16 protein-coding genes, 2 rRNA genes and 1 pseudogene are annotated in these 17,866 nt (G+C 32.3%); 2 read left to right on the top strand and 17 right to left on the bottom strand.

The window, feature by feature from the left end; translation table 11 throughout:
* From ACREVU_RS06465 to ACREVU_RS06395, 15 genes and pseudogenes are all read right to left on the bottom strand, one after another.
* Positions 1-213 (bottom strand): 16S ribosomal RNA (locus ACREVU_RS06465); the annotation flags it as partial.
* A 407-nt stretch (positions 214-620) separates the two neighbouring features.
* Complete coding sequence (locus tag ACREVU_RS06460) at positions 621-890, bottom strand: cyclophilin-like fold protein (protein ID WP_431550800.1); 270 nt, start codon at positions 888-890, stop codon at positions 621-623.
* Between the two features lie 240 nt (positions 891-1,130).
* Positions 1,131-1,283, bottom strand: coding sequence for a hypothetical protein (locus tag ACREVU_RS06455; protein ID WP_431550799.1), 153 nt, complete (start codon positions 1,281-1,283; stop codon positions 1,131-1,133).
* A gap of 296 nt (positions 1,284-1,579) precedes the next feature.
* On the bottom strand, positions 1,580-3,106 hold the full coding sequence (locus ACREVU_RS06450) for an SSO2105 N-terminal domain-containing protein (protein WP_431550798.1): 1,527 nt from the start codon (positions 3,104-3,106) through the stop codon (positions 1,580-1,582).
* Positions 3,107-3,124: 18 nt separating this feature from the next.
* Positions 3,125-3,760 (bottom strand): IS607 family transposase, encoded by a 636-nt coding sequence (locus ACREVU_RS06445; protein WP_431550797.1) that lies wholly within the window; start codon positions 3,758-3,760, stop codon positions 3,125-3,127.
* 779 nt (positions 3,761-4,539) lie between these two features.
* Positions 4,540-5,811 carry a RidA family protein gene (locus ACREVU_RS06440; RefSeq protein ID WP_431550796.1) on the bottom strand — a complete coding sequence of 424 codons (1,272 nt, stop codon included), beginning with the start codon at positions 5,809-5,811 and terminating at the stop codon, positions 4,540-4,542.
* A 217-nt stretch (positions 5,812-6,028) separates the two neighbouring features.
* On the bottom strand, positions 6,029-6,901 hold the full coding sequence (locus tag ACREVU_RS06435) for a MerR family transcriptional regulator (RefSeq protein ID WP_431550795.1): 873 nt from the start codon (positions 6,899-6,901) through the stop codon (positions 6,029-6,031).
* A gap of 17 nt (positions 6,902-6,918) precedes the next feature.
* Entirely contained in the window at positions 6,919-7,659 is a 741-nt protein-coding gene (locus tag ACREVU_RS06430) for an ABC transporter permease (RefSeq protein WP_431550794.1), read from the bottom strand.
* 1 nt (position 7,660) lies between these two features.
* The gene (locus tag ACREVU_RS06425; RefSeq protein WP_431550793.1) at positions 7,661-8,380 is read right to left on the bottom strand and encodes an ABC transporter ATP-binding protein; all 720 of its coding nucleotides are present in this window, start codon (positions 8,378-8,380) and stop codon (positions 7,661-7,663) included.
* A gap of 232 nt (positions 8,381-8,612) precedes the next feature.
* A pseudogene (locus ACREVU_RS06420) lies at positions 8,613-8,687 on the bottom strand (N-acetylmuramoyl-L-alanine amidase); the annotation flags it as partial.
* Positions 8,688-9,005: 318 nt separating this feature from the next.
* Positions 9,006-9,734, bottom strand: a complete 729-nt coding sequence (locus ACREVU_RS06415) for a DUF2812 domain-containing protein (protein WP_431550792.1) — start codon at positions 9,732-9,734, stop codon at positions 9,006-9,008.
* A gap of 15 nt (positions 9,735-9,749) precedes the next feature.
* Positions 9,750-10,070 carry a PadR family transcriptional regulator gene (locus ACREVU_RS06410; protein WP_431550791.1) on the bottom strand — a complete coding sequence of 107 codons (321 nt, stop codon included), beginning with the start codon at positions 10,068-10,070 and terminating at the stop codon, positions 9,750-9,752.
* A 29-nt stretch (positions 10,071-10,099) separates the two neighbouring features.
* Positions 10,100-10,264: a hypothetical protein gene (locus ACREVU_RS06405; RefSeq protein WP_431550790.1), complete on the bottom strand. Its 165-nt coding sequence runs from the start codon at positions 10,262-10,264 to the stop codon at positions 10,100-10,102.
* A 146-nt stretch (positions 10,265-10,410) separates the two neighbouring features.
* Positions 10,411-12,432: a S9 family peptidase gene (locus ACREVU_RS06400; RefSeq protein WP_431550789.1), complete on the bottom strand. Its 2,022-nt coding sequence runs from the start codon at positions 12,430-12,432 to the stop codon at positions 10,411-10,413.
* Between the two features lie 373 nt (positions 12,433-12,805).
* Positions 12,806-13,369, bottom strand: coding sequence for a TetR/AcrR family transcriptional regulator (locus ACREVU_RS06395; RefSeq protein WP_431550788.1), 564 nt, complete (start codon positions 13,367-13,369; stop codon positions 12,806-12,808).
* 122 nt (positions 13,370-13,491) lie between these two features.
* On the opposite strand from ACREVU_RS06395, the gene ACREVU_RS06390 reads away from it, so the two are divergent.
* Complete coding sequence (locus ACREVU_RS06390) at positions 13,492-14,739, top strand: glycosyltransferase (RefSeq protein ID WP_431550787.1); 1,248 nt, start codon at positions 13,492-13,494, stop codon at positions 14,737-14,739.
* A 235-nt stretch (positions 14,740-14,974) separates the two neighbouring features.
* Here the strand turns inward: ACREVU_RS06390 and ACREVU_RS06385 are convergent, their stop codons facing one another.
* Entirely contained in the window at positions 14,975-16,552 is a 1,578-nt protein-coding gene (locus ACREVU_RS06385; protein WP_431550786.1) for a 4Fe-4S dicluster domain-containing protein, read from the bottom strand.
* A gap of 474 nt (positions 16,553-17,026) precedes the next feature.
* On the opposite strand from ACREVU_RS06385, the gene ACREVU_RS06380 reads away from it, so the two are divergent.
* The gene (locus tag ACREVU_RS06380) at positions 17,027-17,632 is read left to right on the top strand and encodes a GNAT family N-acetyltransferase (protein WP_431550785.1); all 606 of its coding nucleotides are present in this window, start codon (positions 17,027-17,029) and stop codon (positions 17,630-17,632) included.
* A gap of 112 nt (positions 17,633-17,744) precedes the next feature.
* On the opposite strand, the gene rrf is transcribed toward ACREVU_RS06380, so the two are convergent.
* Positions 17,745-17,861: ribosomal RNA gene (rrf, locus tag ACREVU_RS06375) — 5S ribosomal RNA — on the bottom strand.
* Positions 17,862-17,866 lie beyond the last annotated feature (5 nt).

The following is a 17,866-nucleotide window of genomic DNA, read 5'->3' as shown; positions in this document are numbered from 1 at the left end:
AGAAAATCCTTTGATGTTTCAATCATGCGATCAAAACATATTATGCGGTATTAATCTCCCTTTCGGGAGGCTATTCCCCTCTTTGAGGCAGGTTACCCACGTGTTACTCACCCGTCCGCCGCTAATTCACCCCGAAGGGTTTCATCGCTCGACTTGCATGTGTTAGGCACGCCGCCAGCGTTCGTCCTGAGCCAGGATCAAACTCTCAATTTAAAAGTTTACACTTTTTATTTGAAATGAATAATCTGCGACAACTGTTAAGTTGTTACGCAAGCTCATTACATACTTTTTAGTCTTACGACTAAAATTACTTTTTTATCTAAAGTAATTAACTGGTCAAGCGAAATATTATTTCGCTATTTTACCTATTTCTCTGTTTAATTTTCAAAGACCAACTTGCTTGCCATCATGTGACGACAAGGAGTATTCTATCATATATATATAAGTACAATTTTAGCCAATAGGTCACCTATCTAAACTATCTTCACATTCCTACATATAAGTGCAAATAATTCAATATTTCGCATCATGATACTCCTGGTTAAGTAATTCTCCCCCTATTTGTACTTCATATATTAAAAAAAACTCGCAAACCTCCACTTTAAATTAGCTAAAGCTAATCAGTAAGAGAAAGATAATCCAAGATTTAAATTACTTCCTATATATTTCTTAAAACTGACCGCATCCTCAATATATCCTAGACGTGTATAATTGTAGGAACTTGAGAAGGTTTCACAGAACACGACTAGACAGCCATCGCCATAAAGCATGATATCACCGGCTTGAATTTTTCCCGGTTGCTCGGAAGCTGTAGGTATCGTATTCGATAAATAATAGATTACTCCTGACTGGTTTCGATTTTCTTGATAATTTTCGCAGGAACACCACATACAATAACATTTGCAGGTACATCCTTGGTCACAACTGCACCAGCGGCAATGAGAACACCATCGTGAACTCCTCCGGCTTATCAGCTTCTTTGATTCCAATTGCTTTTGCCATGGCGATAAATCTCTCATCACAAGCATGCTTGTCAATAAAGAATAGTGTACGTAACCCCCATTACACATAAAAATACCCTATAGGTTAGACTTTTTTAAAATCGTCTACCCTATAGGGTACATTATACTTTAGATGGTCTTTTCTTTTGATCCATCAAACAATAATAGTAATATTATTGTTTGTGATCCACATCCACATTTAGCTGTTGATGTTGCATCATTTTCTTCTTTGCCTTCATAGTTACCTTTTTTAGAGTAGTTTTGATTAGGGTTAAGATTCATATTGTTTACCTGGTTTCCTAAATCTAAACAAATCTGAACAAGTCAGAATATTTTATATTTAGACACCTTCTCCTTTCATTAAAATAAATTTAATTTTTGAAGATAGATGCGAGCTTTTTACAGGTTTTTGCTCAGCTCCTAAATTTCAGAAGAAACTTCAGCAATCCCAGCGTGCCTTTAATTTTGATAAAAATTAAAGTTCAGAAGAATTGGGGCAGTAAGCCCTGCTTAGTAACTAACACAAGCCTTTCTCTACGTGTACTTGTGCAAGGATCTAGTTTAAACATAAACTTGTATCAAGCTAGAATCATATCTTTTATATTCTTACGATTCTCTATAAAGAATCTTGGATAACAATCCTTTTGCAAAATCATTTTCATTCCTTTTGAAACATTAGACCAGTTACTCCATTCATTAGAATAATTAATATTTTCGTAAATCAGCTCTTCTTTTTTTATAATTGGTATCGGTTTAAATAGGTTTCTATATAATCTAGGTACTTTTTCTTTAAATCCGTAACTTCTTCTTGCTATAACCATAGCAGCACCATTGTGAACATCCATACCAAATTGATGACAATACTTATACAACCCTATCTTACTTGTATACTGTGGTTTAACTTTAATAAATTCAACTCCATTTTTGTAACAAACAGATTCTAATGTGCTGAGCAAAACTCTGTAACAAAATTGTGCTGTTTTTCTAGCTATTTTAGAATGAACATCTCTATCTTTAATAAATTTTAAATCCTCTACAGCTATTGCGCAGCAATATGTTTGTGCTGTTAAAATTGCCTCTTTAACTAACTCACCACATAAATTAGTTCTTCTATTACCACTTGCTGTCAAAAGTTCTGAGTTTTTCAAATAATGATGCCATTTATAATTGCCCTTATTATCTATCATAGTTAACGCCAACCCATCTGGATTAGTATCAATTCCTATAGTAAAGCTATGCCCAGTACAAATTAAATCGGTTTTAGCTAAATTAAAAGTAACATGTGCGTATATTTTACCTTCTTTAAGTAGCAATTCAACTTGATAAGGTTCTTCCTTAGCTACTTGAGTTAATAGTGCAGACTTATAATCAAATCCATTTATTTTACCAGTTTTCACAGATAATTTTTGTGGTATATATATGGGAGTTAAAATCTTTTTATAAATTGGTTTTAACTTTGTATACGTTCCATCAGTTTTTAATCTAGGTTCTTTAACAGTACATTCTAGCGTTGTTATTTCAAGAAAAGATTCTCCATTTTTAATAACAATTCTAAGATTAGGATTACCTTTTTTTGTTTTGTCCCCACGAGAAACAAAGTGATTATTTCGTCTAAGCTGATATTCTTCTTTAGATATTTTACCTTTGCAACGGCTATAAAAATTATCCTTGCTTCCAAATATAACTTTTGGTAATGTGTTATTTCTTTTATAATTCAAGTAAGTACAAAGCTTTCTTAGTCGTTTATCTAGTTTAGAGATGAGCCCTTGTCTTTTATCTGCTTTAACGCCTTTATCAAATTTTTTGAGAATAGCTTCTACCTTACCTTCATATTCTGTGATGTTCAATTCTAATAATTTTTCTTGTGAAATCAGAGTTTGCCTAGCTTGTTCTATAGCATCTTTAGATTGTCTTGAATTTAATTTATATTTTTTAGATATAATGTTATCTAAATTATGAATCTTAAATTCTGCATTAAACCTATTTTCTTCAAGACGTTTATATGCATAATGTTTTGCTGGGCAAAAATGTTCCATCATATTAACAATTATTTGAAAATGTTCAATACTTGGATTATAAAGTAAGCACCTTGAAGTTATCTTCATAATTATTTACCACCTATTCTACTCAGCTTTATTTAGAGCCAATTCCTTTAAAGTCTTTTTAACTTTTCTCCCACCACTAGCACCATATAATTTAGCAGAAAAACAGGTTATTATACTTGTAATATCTTTAGTCATATCTTCGTTTACAGAGTTATTTTCATTACTTTCAACGAATTCTACAACGATTCCTAGGTTTTTCAGCATTATTATTAAATAATTTAAACCAAATTTAGTTAATCTATCTGGATATTCTACAATTATTTTACTTATCCCATTTAAGTTAGATAACATTTTAATTAACTTTGCTCTTTTGTCATTTAATCCTGAGGCTATTTCGCTATATGTCCCAATAACTTCATAATTTTTATTTAAACAATATTCTTTTAATCTTTGAGTTTGTCTGTCCAAATCACCGTTTTCAAATTGTTTTTTTGTAGAAACTCTTGAATATATATAAACTTTATTATCTATATTTACAGTGGTATTCGTAGTTCTGCCCAGCGCTAAAGTTTCTATTTCATCTAGTAAATACCTTCTATGACCTTTTGGAGTTTTATAGCTTTTAAGTATCCCTTCTTTATCCCATACTCTCATAGTTTTTGGAGTTACTCCTAAAACTTGAGCAGCTTTTGTTATACTCACATATTCATGCATATATGATCACCTCTACTATTAGTTTAACCATTAATAGTATTTATATGTATATAAATGTTATTAAATGTTCATATATATTATAGCTGCTTATACCTCCTCACAAGCTTTTGCTACAGCCATTTCATGGGATATCTTACCTGTATTTTCTAGTACTTCTTGATCTCAAAATGGTAATATCAGTTCTATTCTTTTGTAATCTTTTTGAGTAGATTCTTTTATAAATTGCTCAATATGCTTTAACACAGTTACTGAGAATTATAATAAAAACCCAAGGTTAAATAAAAATTGATTAATAGGTGACTTTTCTGTTAAAATATTTTTATGATATATATACTTCACTCCTGTTGTTATCAAGCAGGAATTTGAGGAGGTTTATATGAAAGATTGCTCGATATATTTGAGTCTTTAAAAACCTAAAAGGAATCTCAGGATATTGTCTTTGTGAGCGGAACGGGCAAAAGAAAACCACCTTTCCAACGACACTACGAAAAGGCAGAGGAATACTTAAAAAAACAGAGAAAATATGCTGGTTACAAAGAAATAAGGAAGATTACGGATTTCGAAGATTTTTAACAAGAGGGAAACTAAAAAAGCATCAAGATTTCTGCCATAATCGGCTAAAATCTCGATGCTTTTTCATCTGCGGTGTTAAAAAAAGGAAGCTGTCTCAATTTTCATTTGAGACAGCTTCCTTTTTTAATCAGGATATGCGATTTCGCATTCACCGTCGGCATTAACAAGTAACTTTAATAGTTCCTGTATTTACAAACAAATGCCTGTTATGCTTTTGGAGCTGTTCCTTCAGCGTTTGCTACAACTACATCGATTTGGACTAATGCATCTTTAGATAAATCTGATACGCCAACTGTTCTTCTTGCAGGAACACCGCTTGGGAAGAAAGCTTTGTAAACTTCGTCTACAGCATCAATATCTGCGATATTTTTAAGGAATATATTTACTTTAACCACATCGTCCATAACGTGGTCAACACTTTCTAAAATTGCCTTGATATTTTTTAAGCACTGTCCAGCCTGTTCTTTTACACCACCAGCTACCATTTCACCAGTTTTTGGATCTAAAGGTAATTGAGCTGAAATATGATTGTAATGAGAAAAAGCTACAGTTTGTGTATATAGAGAATTTTTTGGTGCATTTTCCGTATTGTTTGCTTCTATGATGAGTCCATGCCTGTCTTCAACAAGTTGTGGAGGTGTACCATCTCCGTGTGACACCACTGCTTCAATTTGTACCAAAGCATCCATAGGCAGCGCTGAAGCTACAACTGTTGTCCGTGCAGGTACATAGGCTACGGCCCTTGCGATAGCCGAGTCTGGGAAAAATGTTGTATAAACTTCGTCTACGGCTTCAATATCCGAGAGGTTTTTAAGGAATATATTAATTTTAACAATATCGTCAAAAGGAACGTCGATACTTTCTAAAATTGCCTTAATATTCTTCAAGCACTGTCCAGCCTGCTCTTTTACACCACCAGCTACCACTCTACCAGATTTTGGATTAATAGGTAATTGAGCTGAAAGATTATTGTAATGAGAAAAAGCTACAGCTTGCGTAGATAAAAGACTTGTTGGCGCATTTGCCGTGTTATTTGTAAGCTTTATGAGGTCGCCTGCTTGTGGTGCGTTTGGAATTGTACCTTCACCGTTTGAAACAAGCGCTTCAATTTGCACCAAAGCATCCATAGGCAAAGCTGCAACTGCAACTATCGTCTGTGTAGGAACATAGGTTGGGAAGAATGTTTTATAAACTTCGTCTACAGCGTCAATATCTTTAATATTCTTAACGAATACAGTGATTTTAACAACATCGCTCATAACATGGTCAATGCTGTCTACAATTGCCTTGATATTTTTAAAGCACTGCTTCGCCTGCTCTTTTACGCCACCAGTTACTAATTTACCAGATTTTGAATCAATAGGTAATTGAGCTGAAAGATTATTGTAATGAGAGAAAGCTACAGTTTGTGAATATGGACCGATATTTTTTGGAGCATTTTCCGTATTTCTTGCTAATACTGCGTTATAGCTGCTCATTATAGCATCCCCCTTTTAGATAAATTTATTAATAGATATATTTATTAATAGGAAAATTGTAATCTACCTTGAAATAATTGTCAATCAATTTCATAGAAAAAAAATCTCGTAGTTCCGAAAACGTAGACTTTTTAATTTTCCTAAGTTTTTTAGCATAGATTTTCTTTTCCAAATACTATATAATAATGACAATTAAATTTATGTATATTTCTGCTACCTACAAGACACCGGGCTGAACTATGAAATCAACAATATTTTTCACTGGGAATTGTATTTCTGTTAACCAATCATCAATCGAATCTTTATTCCATATACCATCAATATATGATTCCCTTGGATTGTCAATTAACTCAAACCCATTTTCTTCAATCCACTTAAGTAAGGCAGCATATGCTTTAGGTAAATCACTATAGCTACCTTTATGAAGTACACATGCAGCTGCTTCTACTTTTGCAATTTTCTTAAACTTAATCATATCAGAGTCTTCTTTCATTTCTGTTACAGCTTCGCAAACTTCTACATCTATATCCTTTTCTTTGTATTCACCATCATGATAAATATTAAAACAATACTCTGGTATTGCACAAATACAATCTAGTCTTTCCATTTCTCTCCCCATAGGTGGAACAATATCAAATAAATAATTATAATCTGGCATAGTTACTCTCATTGATGCAACTATTACTTCTGGTAAATCCTTAAGTATAACATTATACTTTAAGCTTTCATTTTTATTACTTAGATAATGTTCTACTTGTGAAAGCTTCATTGTATATTCTGCAATTTTTCTTAATAGTTCTGTTTTCTTATTGCTTAATATTGTTTCTACTGATACTCTATTTTGTACTTTTTCTATTTCATTTAAAGAAAATCCCATTTGTCTTAAAGCTAAAATTTCATGCAATATTGGTAACTGCTCCGAAGAGTAATATCTGTATCCTGTAAATTCTTCTATAAGAGCTGGTTTTAATATTCCTATTTCATCATAATACCTAAGAGCTTTAATAGTCACTTTATTCATTTGAGAAAACAATCCTATTTTATACAGTGTTGTTTTCTCCTTTATATCACACCTATATTGATTATCCATAATATTAATATCCTCCTTTATTCCCATTTAAATAACTTTGTTGAAAGTATTACTGGTATTACTATTGAAATTACCATTACTAATATTGTCATTGTTAAATTTACTTCTAATCCTAATGCATACCCTTTTAACAATTTTATTCCTTGGGTTAGAGGTAATATATTGGATATTTTTTGTAATCCATCTGGTAATATCGAAAATGGAATTGTAGCTCCTGATAAGAATAGCATTGGAAAATAAACTATTGTACAAACTAAATTAGCCACTTTTACACTTCTACACAAGCTGGCTATTAACATTCCAAATCCATACATTGATGCCATTACTAGAAGATAAGCCAATATAAATTTAACTATTGATCCTGTCATTTCATATCCGAAAAATATTTTCATGGTAATAATAACTGCTACGCTTGATATAATGGATGTTATCATATTTATAACTACTTGAACAAACAATATTATAGAAGGGCTAACTGGTGTAACAAAGTAATGCTTTAATATTTTTTTATCTCTATAATCTGAGATACCAAGAGGTATTCCCATAAATGCTGTTGCACATATTCCTACTGTAATTATAGCTGGTATATTTTCTTGAATATACGTATGGGTTGCTCCTTCAAAAGCTGGCTTGTTACCACTAATCAGTCCTATTAACATAGCAATTCCAACGGGCATAATTACACCAAAAAATACTATATCAATTCCCCTTAAAGCTAATTTCCCCTCAACCTTTAATAATGTTAAAAACCTTTTCATTTTACACTTCCTCCTTTTCCATATACCATAAATAAGCATCTTCTAATTTTGTATATGGGCTTGCGGAAATAACTTCTTCTACAGTTCCACTAATTACTTCTTTACCATTGTTTATAATGCATATTTTATCACATAACTCTTCAATTTCATCCATATAATGTGATGTTAGTAAAATAGTTACACCTTCTTTTTTTAACTTCTTCAGTTGTTTCCAAACTTCTCTTCTTGCTTCTGTATCTAAACCTGTAGTTAATTCATCTAAAAAAACTACTTCTGGCTTTGGGATTAAAGCTAGTAATATTGCTAGTTTCTGTTTTTCTCCTCCTGATAATGTTGCTACATAATTATTCTTCATTTTTTCTAATGAAAATTCCTTCAGTAACCTTTTATAATCATCTGCGACCTTATATAAAGCAGATATTTCTTCGCAGAGCTCATAAATCTTTATTTTATCTTGATATGATGATGATTGAAGTTGAACTCCTACCCTTTCAAATAATTCCTTTCTTGATTTCTTTGGATTCATATCTAGGATTCTTACTGTTCCACTTTCAAAGTTTTTTAAGCCTAAAATACAATCTATAGTTGTTGATTTTCCTGCTCCATTGTGACCTAACAATCCAAAAAACTCTCCTCTTTTAACACTAAAACAGAGGTCATCTACTACTAATTTAGACTTGTAACTCTTTTTAAGATTTTCTACCAAAATTATATTTCTCATAGTTTTTCCTCCTCTTTGTTTTGAAAATATTTCCTGTATTTAAAGAATACTTTCTCCTGTAAGAGGAGAGTCAAGACTAAAAATTCAATTTTAAATTAAATAATAAATACACTACATCCTATTAAATTTATAACAAACTAATAACTTACTTATGATATGGTATTTACACTTATAAAAATAGCCTTAACCATATAATGTCAATAGTTAAAGCTATTTTTATTACTTATTTATGATCATTAGATTCTTTCCTTCCATTGTATAAGGCCCCACTGTCTTCTCCACCATGTCCATAATCAAAACATAATCTAACCCTTCTTCCTTATTTAGATGTTTAAGCACAAAAATAGTGCCCTCACAGGCACTATTTGTCTAGGCTACTTCAACAATACTAGTATCAGTAGTAACTATCTTAGCATCTTTCTTGCCAACTAAGTTACCACTGCTAATTCAAAAATACTGAGACACCAGCAAAATATTTAGAAGGTTGGAAATTGCATCATTTAATACTATTGGAACACTTTGTTCATTAAATGTTTTAAGTTTTAAATCTCTCCATCCTCACATTTCACTTTATATAAATTAAATCTATCACCACTATCTTCATATTCTTTAATTTGTATATAATTTATAAAGACTTTTTATATTTCTTAAAGTAGGCTGAACTTGAAAAAATAAAAAAAACACCAAAAATTATAAAAAATACTGCAGAAAAATATAGTTTCCCAATTAAATGCCATATTCCTATAGCTAACCATAGAACGGCTGCAATTGCATATAATTTCCATGAACTTTTATTATCTATTGCTTTACTATTACACTTACCATATTTTTTTATTTGCTTAATTCTTGAATTATATGCTAAATAAGGCATAAAATTAAAGACAAATATAAATATATCAATTATTAATAATCCAAGGATAATCAGAAATATAGGTTTAATAACAATTAAGGAAACAACTAGCAACCCCATTAGTACTATAGCTATTATTAAAGAATATAGAGTTCCTTTTCTTGTTCGATTTCTTATACTTGTATATTTATCTATTTCTGATTCACAATCACTATAAATAGGTTTAGTTCCAGCTTGTGCTGAAAAAATGTGCATATAATTTTCTATAGAAACAACAAGTTTCCATCCTGCTTCTTTAAATATAGTGAAGTATTCTTCATTTGTATCTGTTTGGTAATCTAGGTTATATACTATGTTTTGAGGCTTATCTTTTCTTAGTTTATAGAAAAAGCCCCCTACTATGTCTTCTAATATCCAACCTTGACTTGCATAATTTTTTAGTTTTTCCATATCACCTTCTTCACTAAAGGCAAGTCCACTAATCATTACATATTTACTTTTCATAAATATCCCCCTTTTCTATTTTAAAAAATTTTGAGCAAATTTAACCATCTGTTTTTTACGCTCAATCTCTTTTATAAGCATCTCTCGTCCTTTATTTGTTATTTTATATACTTTTTTATTTTCATCTGTGTCAGAATTTAACTCCACCAAATTTGCTGCTAAAAGCTTTTTCAGTGTTGTATAAAGTGATGCAGGACCAATAGTAACTTCATTATTAGTAATGTTCTCAATAGTTTTCATAATTAGGTATCCGTGCTTTTCCTCAATAACACTAGATAAAATATAAAAAGCAGAATCTGTTAGTTCCCCCATATCAATAGAATCTTTTCTTGGCATAAAATCCTCCTTCCTATTATATATATCATTTATTGATATATCATTAAATATAATATATCAATAAATGATATATTTGTCAAATGTTTATCTACTGCTTTTTTATTTATATATTCTTGTTTAATTATAAAAAAAAACACCACAAGGAAGGCCTCTACTATAGCCAACCCTGTAGGCGTTATCCAAACTTTTATCATTACATTTCAAAATCCAATTTTAGTAAAAACCTCATTTACTTATGGTACGGTTCTGCTCATATTATTCTAATCCAACTAATTAAAGCATAAGAAAACCCCCAACAATACATTCCTGTATCGTCGAGGGTGCAATTACCCTGTCTTAATCATAAAACCCTAAAATCTTTCATACTTTCTCCAAGAATATAGTGTGAAAACCACATCAAGTTCTGCTTCATAATAGCCATATTAATTCCTGGCTGGTCAGAACTATATCCCATTCCTTTAAATATTACCAATTCTGTATCAACTTCCATATGCCTTAGTCCTTGATATAGCTCATATGCATTTGGAGCTGGAACTCCTGCATCCATTTCGCCATGTTGGATTAAGGTGGGAGTGCAGGCTGATTTAATATATGTTATTGGCGAAGTTTGAGCATATATCTCTGGATCATTCCATGGGTTATTTCCTAAATACATCCTATCAAAGTAAGGCATATCTGTATTTACATATTGGGTACTCCAATTACTAATTCCGCCTCCAACTGAAATAGCTTTAAATCTATTACTAAATGTAGAACAAAAAGCTGATATATATCCCCCGTTGCTCCACCCCATAACCCCTACTCTATCTTTATCTGCAATCCCCTTGTCAACTAGTTTATCAACTCCAGATATAACATCATCGTAGTTAGCAATTCCCAGTTTTTTGTAATTTGATTTTAAGAATTCATTTCCATAACCTGAACTTCCTCTATAGTTTGGTTCTAAAACTATAAAGCCCTTTTCAATAAACTGCTCAATAGGATATTTCTCATTAAAACAGTCTGAAAATATTGGAAATGATGCCCAACCCGGACCACCATGGATTACCACTAATAAGGGATATTTTGTATTTGAATCAAACTCTATTGGAGTTGATAAAACCCCTTCTATTTCAAGATCATCACTACTTTTCCATGAGATTATTTCCCTGTTACTTTTAAGTTTTCCTTTAAAAAAGCTATTTTCATTTGTTATTTTTTTATCATCTAAATAGACTTCAAAGGTTTCATTTGTTATAGACTTATTATAGGATATATGATTTCCATCCCTTGTTATAGAAGCTTCCATTATAAAGCAATCTATTTTTTCGCTTAACATGTCCACCTTACCATCCTTCGATAGTAACCCAATAAGATAATTAGTTTTATTCTGCCATCTAATTAAAATCCCTTTAGCTGTCCATCGTATTGGAATAACCGTACTATCAAAATCTGTTAAAGGTTGAATTAGCTCTCCACTATTAATATCGTATATCTCTAGTATACTGTCTCTTATATGGTTTTTATAGTAATCCTTCTCCCTTATGCTTGCTGTATAACATATTTGGGTGCCATGAGGAGAAAAGCAAACGCTCCCTCCCAATAACCTATTTCCATTCATCTTATGTAACTCTCCAGATTTAATATCTAGTATGTATAAGTCTCCATTCAGACAATCTTCCCCATTTGGGCTTGGTGTAGCCATAAATACAACTTTTTTTCCATCATTTGAAATATCAAATTCATGTATATGAAGATCCTTACCATCAGTTAATTGATATGCATCGCTATTTTCCTTTTCGAGTTTATTCTCACCAGCACTACCAGATTCTTCTGAACACTCATGTTTAGCATTAGATTTTTGTATCCCTTTTGCTAATTCAATGTAATATAAACAATTATTCTGGTATTCCTTGCCTATATGATGGAAATCTCCATATATTTCCTTGCGTTTCTTTATCGACTCAGATTCTTTTGACTGAGCAATATAATAAAAACCCTTGCCAGTAGGCTCCCATTTGAATTTACTTACTCCTTCTTTCTCATCAGTAATCTGAACCCTACTATAATCATCTATTGACTTAACAAAGATCTGATTTTTAGTATTATCCCCGTCACCAACTGAACTAAGGTATGCAATGTGTCTCGAATCCGGAGACCATAATGGGTGTGTACAATCTATATCTCCAGTTGTTAATGAGTAACATTGCCCCTTTTCTTTTTCATATATCCATATATGGTTACTATATTTATTGTCTTTCCAGTTAGTTGTCCTCTTGACAAATGCTACGTTTTTGCCATCATCACTTATATTTGTATCTGATACGGTTGGTAATGATATGATCTCTTCTATACTTAGATAATTTTTTTTATTAATACTCATTAATAAACCCCCTCTATAGAATTTTATTCGCCAAAAAAATCCGTCTGACCGATGAAAATTCTACTCCACTAAATCCTTTGTTAAATCATTTCTAATTCATTATCATATTTTCCATATATTAATTTTCCATTACTTACTATAAATTATATCAAATAATGAATGACATCAGTATGTCAGTCTTTAAGTGGAGATTTATTATTTTTATAAACTCAATAACACAATCCTTAACTCATAATACTTAATTCCCTTCTTATTGAAGTAGCTTAAAACAATAGCTTGAGTAACTAATAAATAAGTACCCTCGGGTGCATTTCCTATTAGAAGAGGGGTGTGGATTCTTTCAAATGGGAGTAATGATAAAGTACCCCTTCAGTCATTTTGATAAATGTTTCATAACACCATTCTCCATAAGATCATGCATTAAAGCAATCAGGTCCTCTGCAGTCAACACTTTATCCTGCCTAAACCAATAACTCATAATACCAATCATGGCTGAAAGAACATACTCCAAAATAAAATCAAGTTCTATAGGGTCTAGACCATGCTTTTCAGAGAATGCCTGTTTTAGTATAGGCTTTGTGGAATTTTTAAGTTTGCTTACAAAAGCAGGGTCACCATTATCCCCAAGTAAAACAGAGTAATATTTATTGTTCTCTTCATACAGCTTCATAAACATATCTATTGGCATACCCATATTTTCATTAGCAATAGTAATTGGCGGTAATTCATGCAATGTAGGTATTAAGGATTCTTCTATTTGCTTAAGGACATCATAAATATCTGTAAAATATTCGTAGAAGGTTCCTCTGTTATAGCCTGCCTTTTGCGTGATTTCTTTTACAGTTATTTTCTCTATTCTTTTTTCGCAGTACAGGCACCAAAACGCATCAATTAGGTTTTGCTTAGTCTGTGCGGTTACCTCCGGTTGCTTATTCATTTTATCTTCTCCTTAAAATCCGACACTCACTATTATATTGTCGGTTGATGATTAGTAAAAACATAGGTATACTGTAAATCATACAACAGGTTGTTGGATTATAAAAGAGGAGAATAAAAAATATGATTACAATACTTTGTGCCGGATCTAGAGGAGACTTTCAACCATATATAGCCCTTGCCCAGGAGCTTAAGAAGCTAGGTAAAGATGTTCGTATTACAGGCTTGAGAGACATGGAGGAATTCATAAGAAGTTATGGCATAGATTTTTATTCTATTCAGGCTGATTTTAAAACCCTCAATGTTGATGAAAAAATGCTTAAGGAGGCCCAAACAGCGGATAATCCTTTTAAAATGCTGCTAGCTTTTAATAAAATGAAAAAATACGGTGTTAGCATAGCCAATGAATATTATGCTGCATGTAAGGGAAGCGAACTAATCATTTATCACCCAGGTGTTACGCTGGGTTATTTTGCAGCTGAGAAACTAGGAATACCTTCTATTTTAGCTTCTCCATTCCCTATTCATAAGACAAAGGAACAGACTTCTGTTATTCAGTATGGAAGGATTAAGCCTAGCCCATTAAAAAATATTATTAGCTATCATATGCTTCAGGGGATGCTGTGGTTGGCATCAAAGGATTCAGTGAAAAGTCTTTGGAAGAAAGAATTTAGTGGTCTCCCTAAAAAATTTGGACGACCTTATGAACGCCACAGGAACAAGAAACAACCAGCTGTTATTTCCTGTAGTAATTTTGTGTTCAAAAAACCAAGTGACTGGAATGTAAATATTCACCAATGTGGTTATTGGTTTGTTGAAGAACAGGAGGATTATACTCCTTCTAAGGAATTAGCAGACTTTTTAAATTCTGGTGATAAGCCTATTTATATAGGGTTCGGAAGTGTTTTTCATACCGATCAAAAAGAGGCTCTCTCTAAATTAATAATAGATGCCCTTTTTAAGAGTGATAAACGTGGTATCATCTGCGGAATGGGCAAGTTTGATAATTTACCTAAGAATATAATTACTATTGACGGTATACCACATTCATGGCTTTTTGAAAGAGTTTCTGCTGTTTGTCATCATGGGGGAGCTGGAACAACCGCTGCCGGATTTAAAGCAGGCGTTCCCAGCATTATAATCCCTTTTGCCAACGACCAACATGCCTGGGCACAGAGAGCTAATGATTTAGGTGTTGGTTCCAAATCTATTCCAATAAAGAGACTTACCTCTGACAATCTTGCGGCCGCAATTAACTATGCTCTTAAAGATACAATTGTTGAGAATTCAAATATCCTCGCAAAAAATATAGCTACCGAAAACGGAGCTAGAGATTGCGCCAAAGTAATTGTAGATAGCCTTAGGAGGTAATACAGTGTATCATTTTTCTTCTGTGACCCTTTATTGATATTTATTTTAATTCAATCCAAGTTTTTGTTATTTTAGTCTTTAATTCAAGCTTAAATTTAATCCAAAAAATAATGAAAACCCCTGAATTCAAGGGTTTTCCATTGTATCAAAATCATTCATACATACTATTTCAAATGAAATTTTCACTCAGTGCGTGATAATTTTATTTAAAGATTATTCTAATCCATATCATCATTTAATTTTTTTCGATTTCAATAAGATTTTGTTCTCTTTCAAGTTCAAGTTCAATTTTCAATTCTTCCTCTAAATTTTTTTCATCTAATAAGTAAAGTTTATCAGCATATTTAGACTCATCTGAAATCTTCAGCTCAGAATTTTTAGCTGCTTGTTTAACCTGAGCACCAGCTATGTTAGGTTTAACAATACACCCAGCTCCAGCCACGCATCCACCCGGACACGCCATTCCCTCAAGGAGATATCCATTATACTTTCCTCTTATGGCATCATTACACATCTCTCTACATTCTCTCAGTCCATCCGCAGCTTTAATCTTCACTTCTTGCCCTGGATGTTCTTTTTTTATCAAATCAGCTACAGCTTTAGCAACTCCACCTGAAACCGCAAAGCCTCTTCCCGAACCAGTTGCTTCATTACTCAGGCTCTTATCTGTACCAATTATTTCTACTTCTTTGGCTTCCAATATCCCAGATAATTCCTCATATGTAATTACAAAATCCACTTCACTTTTTACGCTTTTTCTGGAAGCTTCTAATTTTTTCGCGCTACATGGCCCAACAAAAACAATCTTTGCATCTTTATGTTTTTCTCTCACAAGTCGAGCAGCAAAAACCATTGGAGTCAAAGTCATGGAAATATTTTCAGCATACTGCGGATATAATTTTTTAGCCATAACAGACCATGAAGGGCAGCATGAAGTAGCCATAAATGAAAGTTTTTCAGGTACATTTTCTATAAAATCTTTTGCCTCTTCAATTGTACAAATATCTGCACCAATTGCAACTTCAACAACATCTTTAAATCCAATTATAAGCATTGCTCTTTTAAAATCATTAAATCCAACATTTTTACCAAACTGCCCCACATATGATGGAGCTACAATTGCAATTACTTCTTTCTTTTGATTAATTGCCTGAATTAGTTGAAATATTTGGCTTTTATCAGATATTGCTCCAAAAGGACAATTTACCATACACATTCCACAGCTAACACATTTATTATAATCTATTGATGCTCTGCCATATTCATCCGTATATATTGCATCCACTCCACATGCCATGGCACATGGCCGCCCATGTTTTATTATTGCTGAATACGGACACACTTTAGCACATAAACCACACTTTATACATTTTTCCTGATCAATAACACTTTTCCCATTAGCTATACTAACTGCGTCTTTAGGACATACTTCTACACAAGGGTGTGCTAAGCAGCCACGGCACATATTTGTAACTTCATAGCTATCTGTTGGACAAGAATTACAAGCAAATTTTATAATATTTACAAGCGGCGGTTCATAATATTTTGAGGGTTTTGTTGCCCCCTCTAACCCCTCCGTAATTGCTCTTGGTTTATCACTCGGTCTTAAATTTAGTCCCATTGCCAAACGGATTCGCTCACTAACTATTGCTCTTTCAAGAAATGTACTTTCTCTATACTTACCCACATCTCCAGGAATTATTTCATATGGGATATTCTCTATTTCTTTTAAATTGTCTTCGAAAGCCATCTTACTTACGGCCGTAAAAACTTTGTGTCTAATATCAGCAAGTGTTTTATATTCGTATTTCATTGTAACTCCTTTTATGTTTCTATATTTATAAAAACTCCAAATATATATATATTCTTCGTTAGAATATCATATAGTAACAATTTAGTCAATTTTGTTTATGTATTTATTTTACTTATTCAGTGTTTTATATTAGAAGCTCAATTGCAAAAGCAACTACTCCATTTTCGATAGTATCATTATCAAAGCTAAGTTAATAACTAACTTTTAAATTGATATAGGTTTTGTTGAGACAGCATATGAGAAAAATGCGAATTAAATAGATTAATTAAAATGTTCTTTGAAAACTGAATATTGCGGTGAGTAGAAATTCCTCTCAAATGTAATTTTGCTAAAACATGATGATAATTTATGTCATATATGTTATAATTATCCTATAATCAAGGCATAATTGTATTATCATTCAACTTAGTCGTTTTTCAAACTGACAGATAAATAGGAATTTGGCAGATTATTTATATTAGTGGAGGTAATGGAATGAATGTTGAAATTAAAAAATTAACACCTGCTCACGTAGAAGAATATATAAACTTTTTCGAGACGACGCCACATGATGACAATATCCCTGAGCATACCTGTTATTGTGAGTGTTGGTGTAGTGCCGACCACCGTTTCGGAACAGGTATTCCATCGCGTGAAGAAAGAAAAGAAATGGCTATTGAATATGTTAGGAGCGGAAAAATGCAAGGATATTTAGCATATTTTAACGGTTGTATCGTTGGTTGGTGTAACGCAAATACAAAGACAGAATGTTTGAACTGTATCGGCTGGTATCGTTTTATGCCACAAGTAAATGAATTGGAGATTGACGCAAATGATAAAGTAAAGTCTATATATTGTTTTCTTGTTGCACCTGATATGAAAAGAAAAGGAATAGCAAAACAATTATTGCAATATGCTTGTCAAGACGCGACGAATGATGGTTATGATTATGTTGAAGTATATCCCGAAAAAGAAACTACAGATGAACTTAAACATTTTATGGGGTTTGTTAATATGTATAAAAACTTGGGCTTTACTATTCATGCAGAAACAAAGCAAAAATTTGTAATGAGGAAACAGCTAAAGGGCACCATAGTATGAGCATTATATGAAGCAGACAAATTTTACTTCAAATTTCTTACATTAATTCATAACTTCATATATATTTACGCAAAATAAAAAACACTAAGTTAGACTTAGTGTTTTTTTGTTTACCTGGCGACGACTTACTCTCCCACAAGGTTGCCCCTGCAGTACCATTAGCGCATTGAAGCTTAACCTACCTGTTCGGTATGGGAAGGGGTGTTACCTTCATGCCATAATCACCAGATTGAG

It is taken from the genome of Clostridium sp. (genome assembly GCF_050717535.1).
Lineage (GTDB): Bacteria > Bacillota > Clostridia > Clostridiales > Clostridiaceae > Clostridium_AD.
Note: the sequence above shows the minus strand (reverse complement) of the source record. Positions and strands in the feature narration are given on the sequence as shown.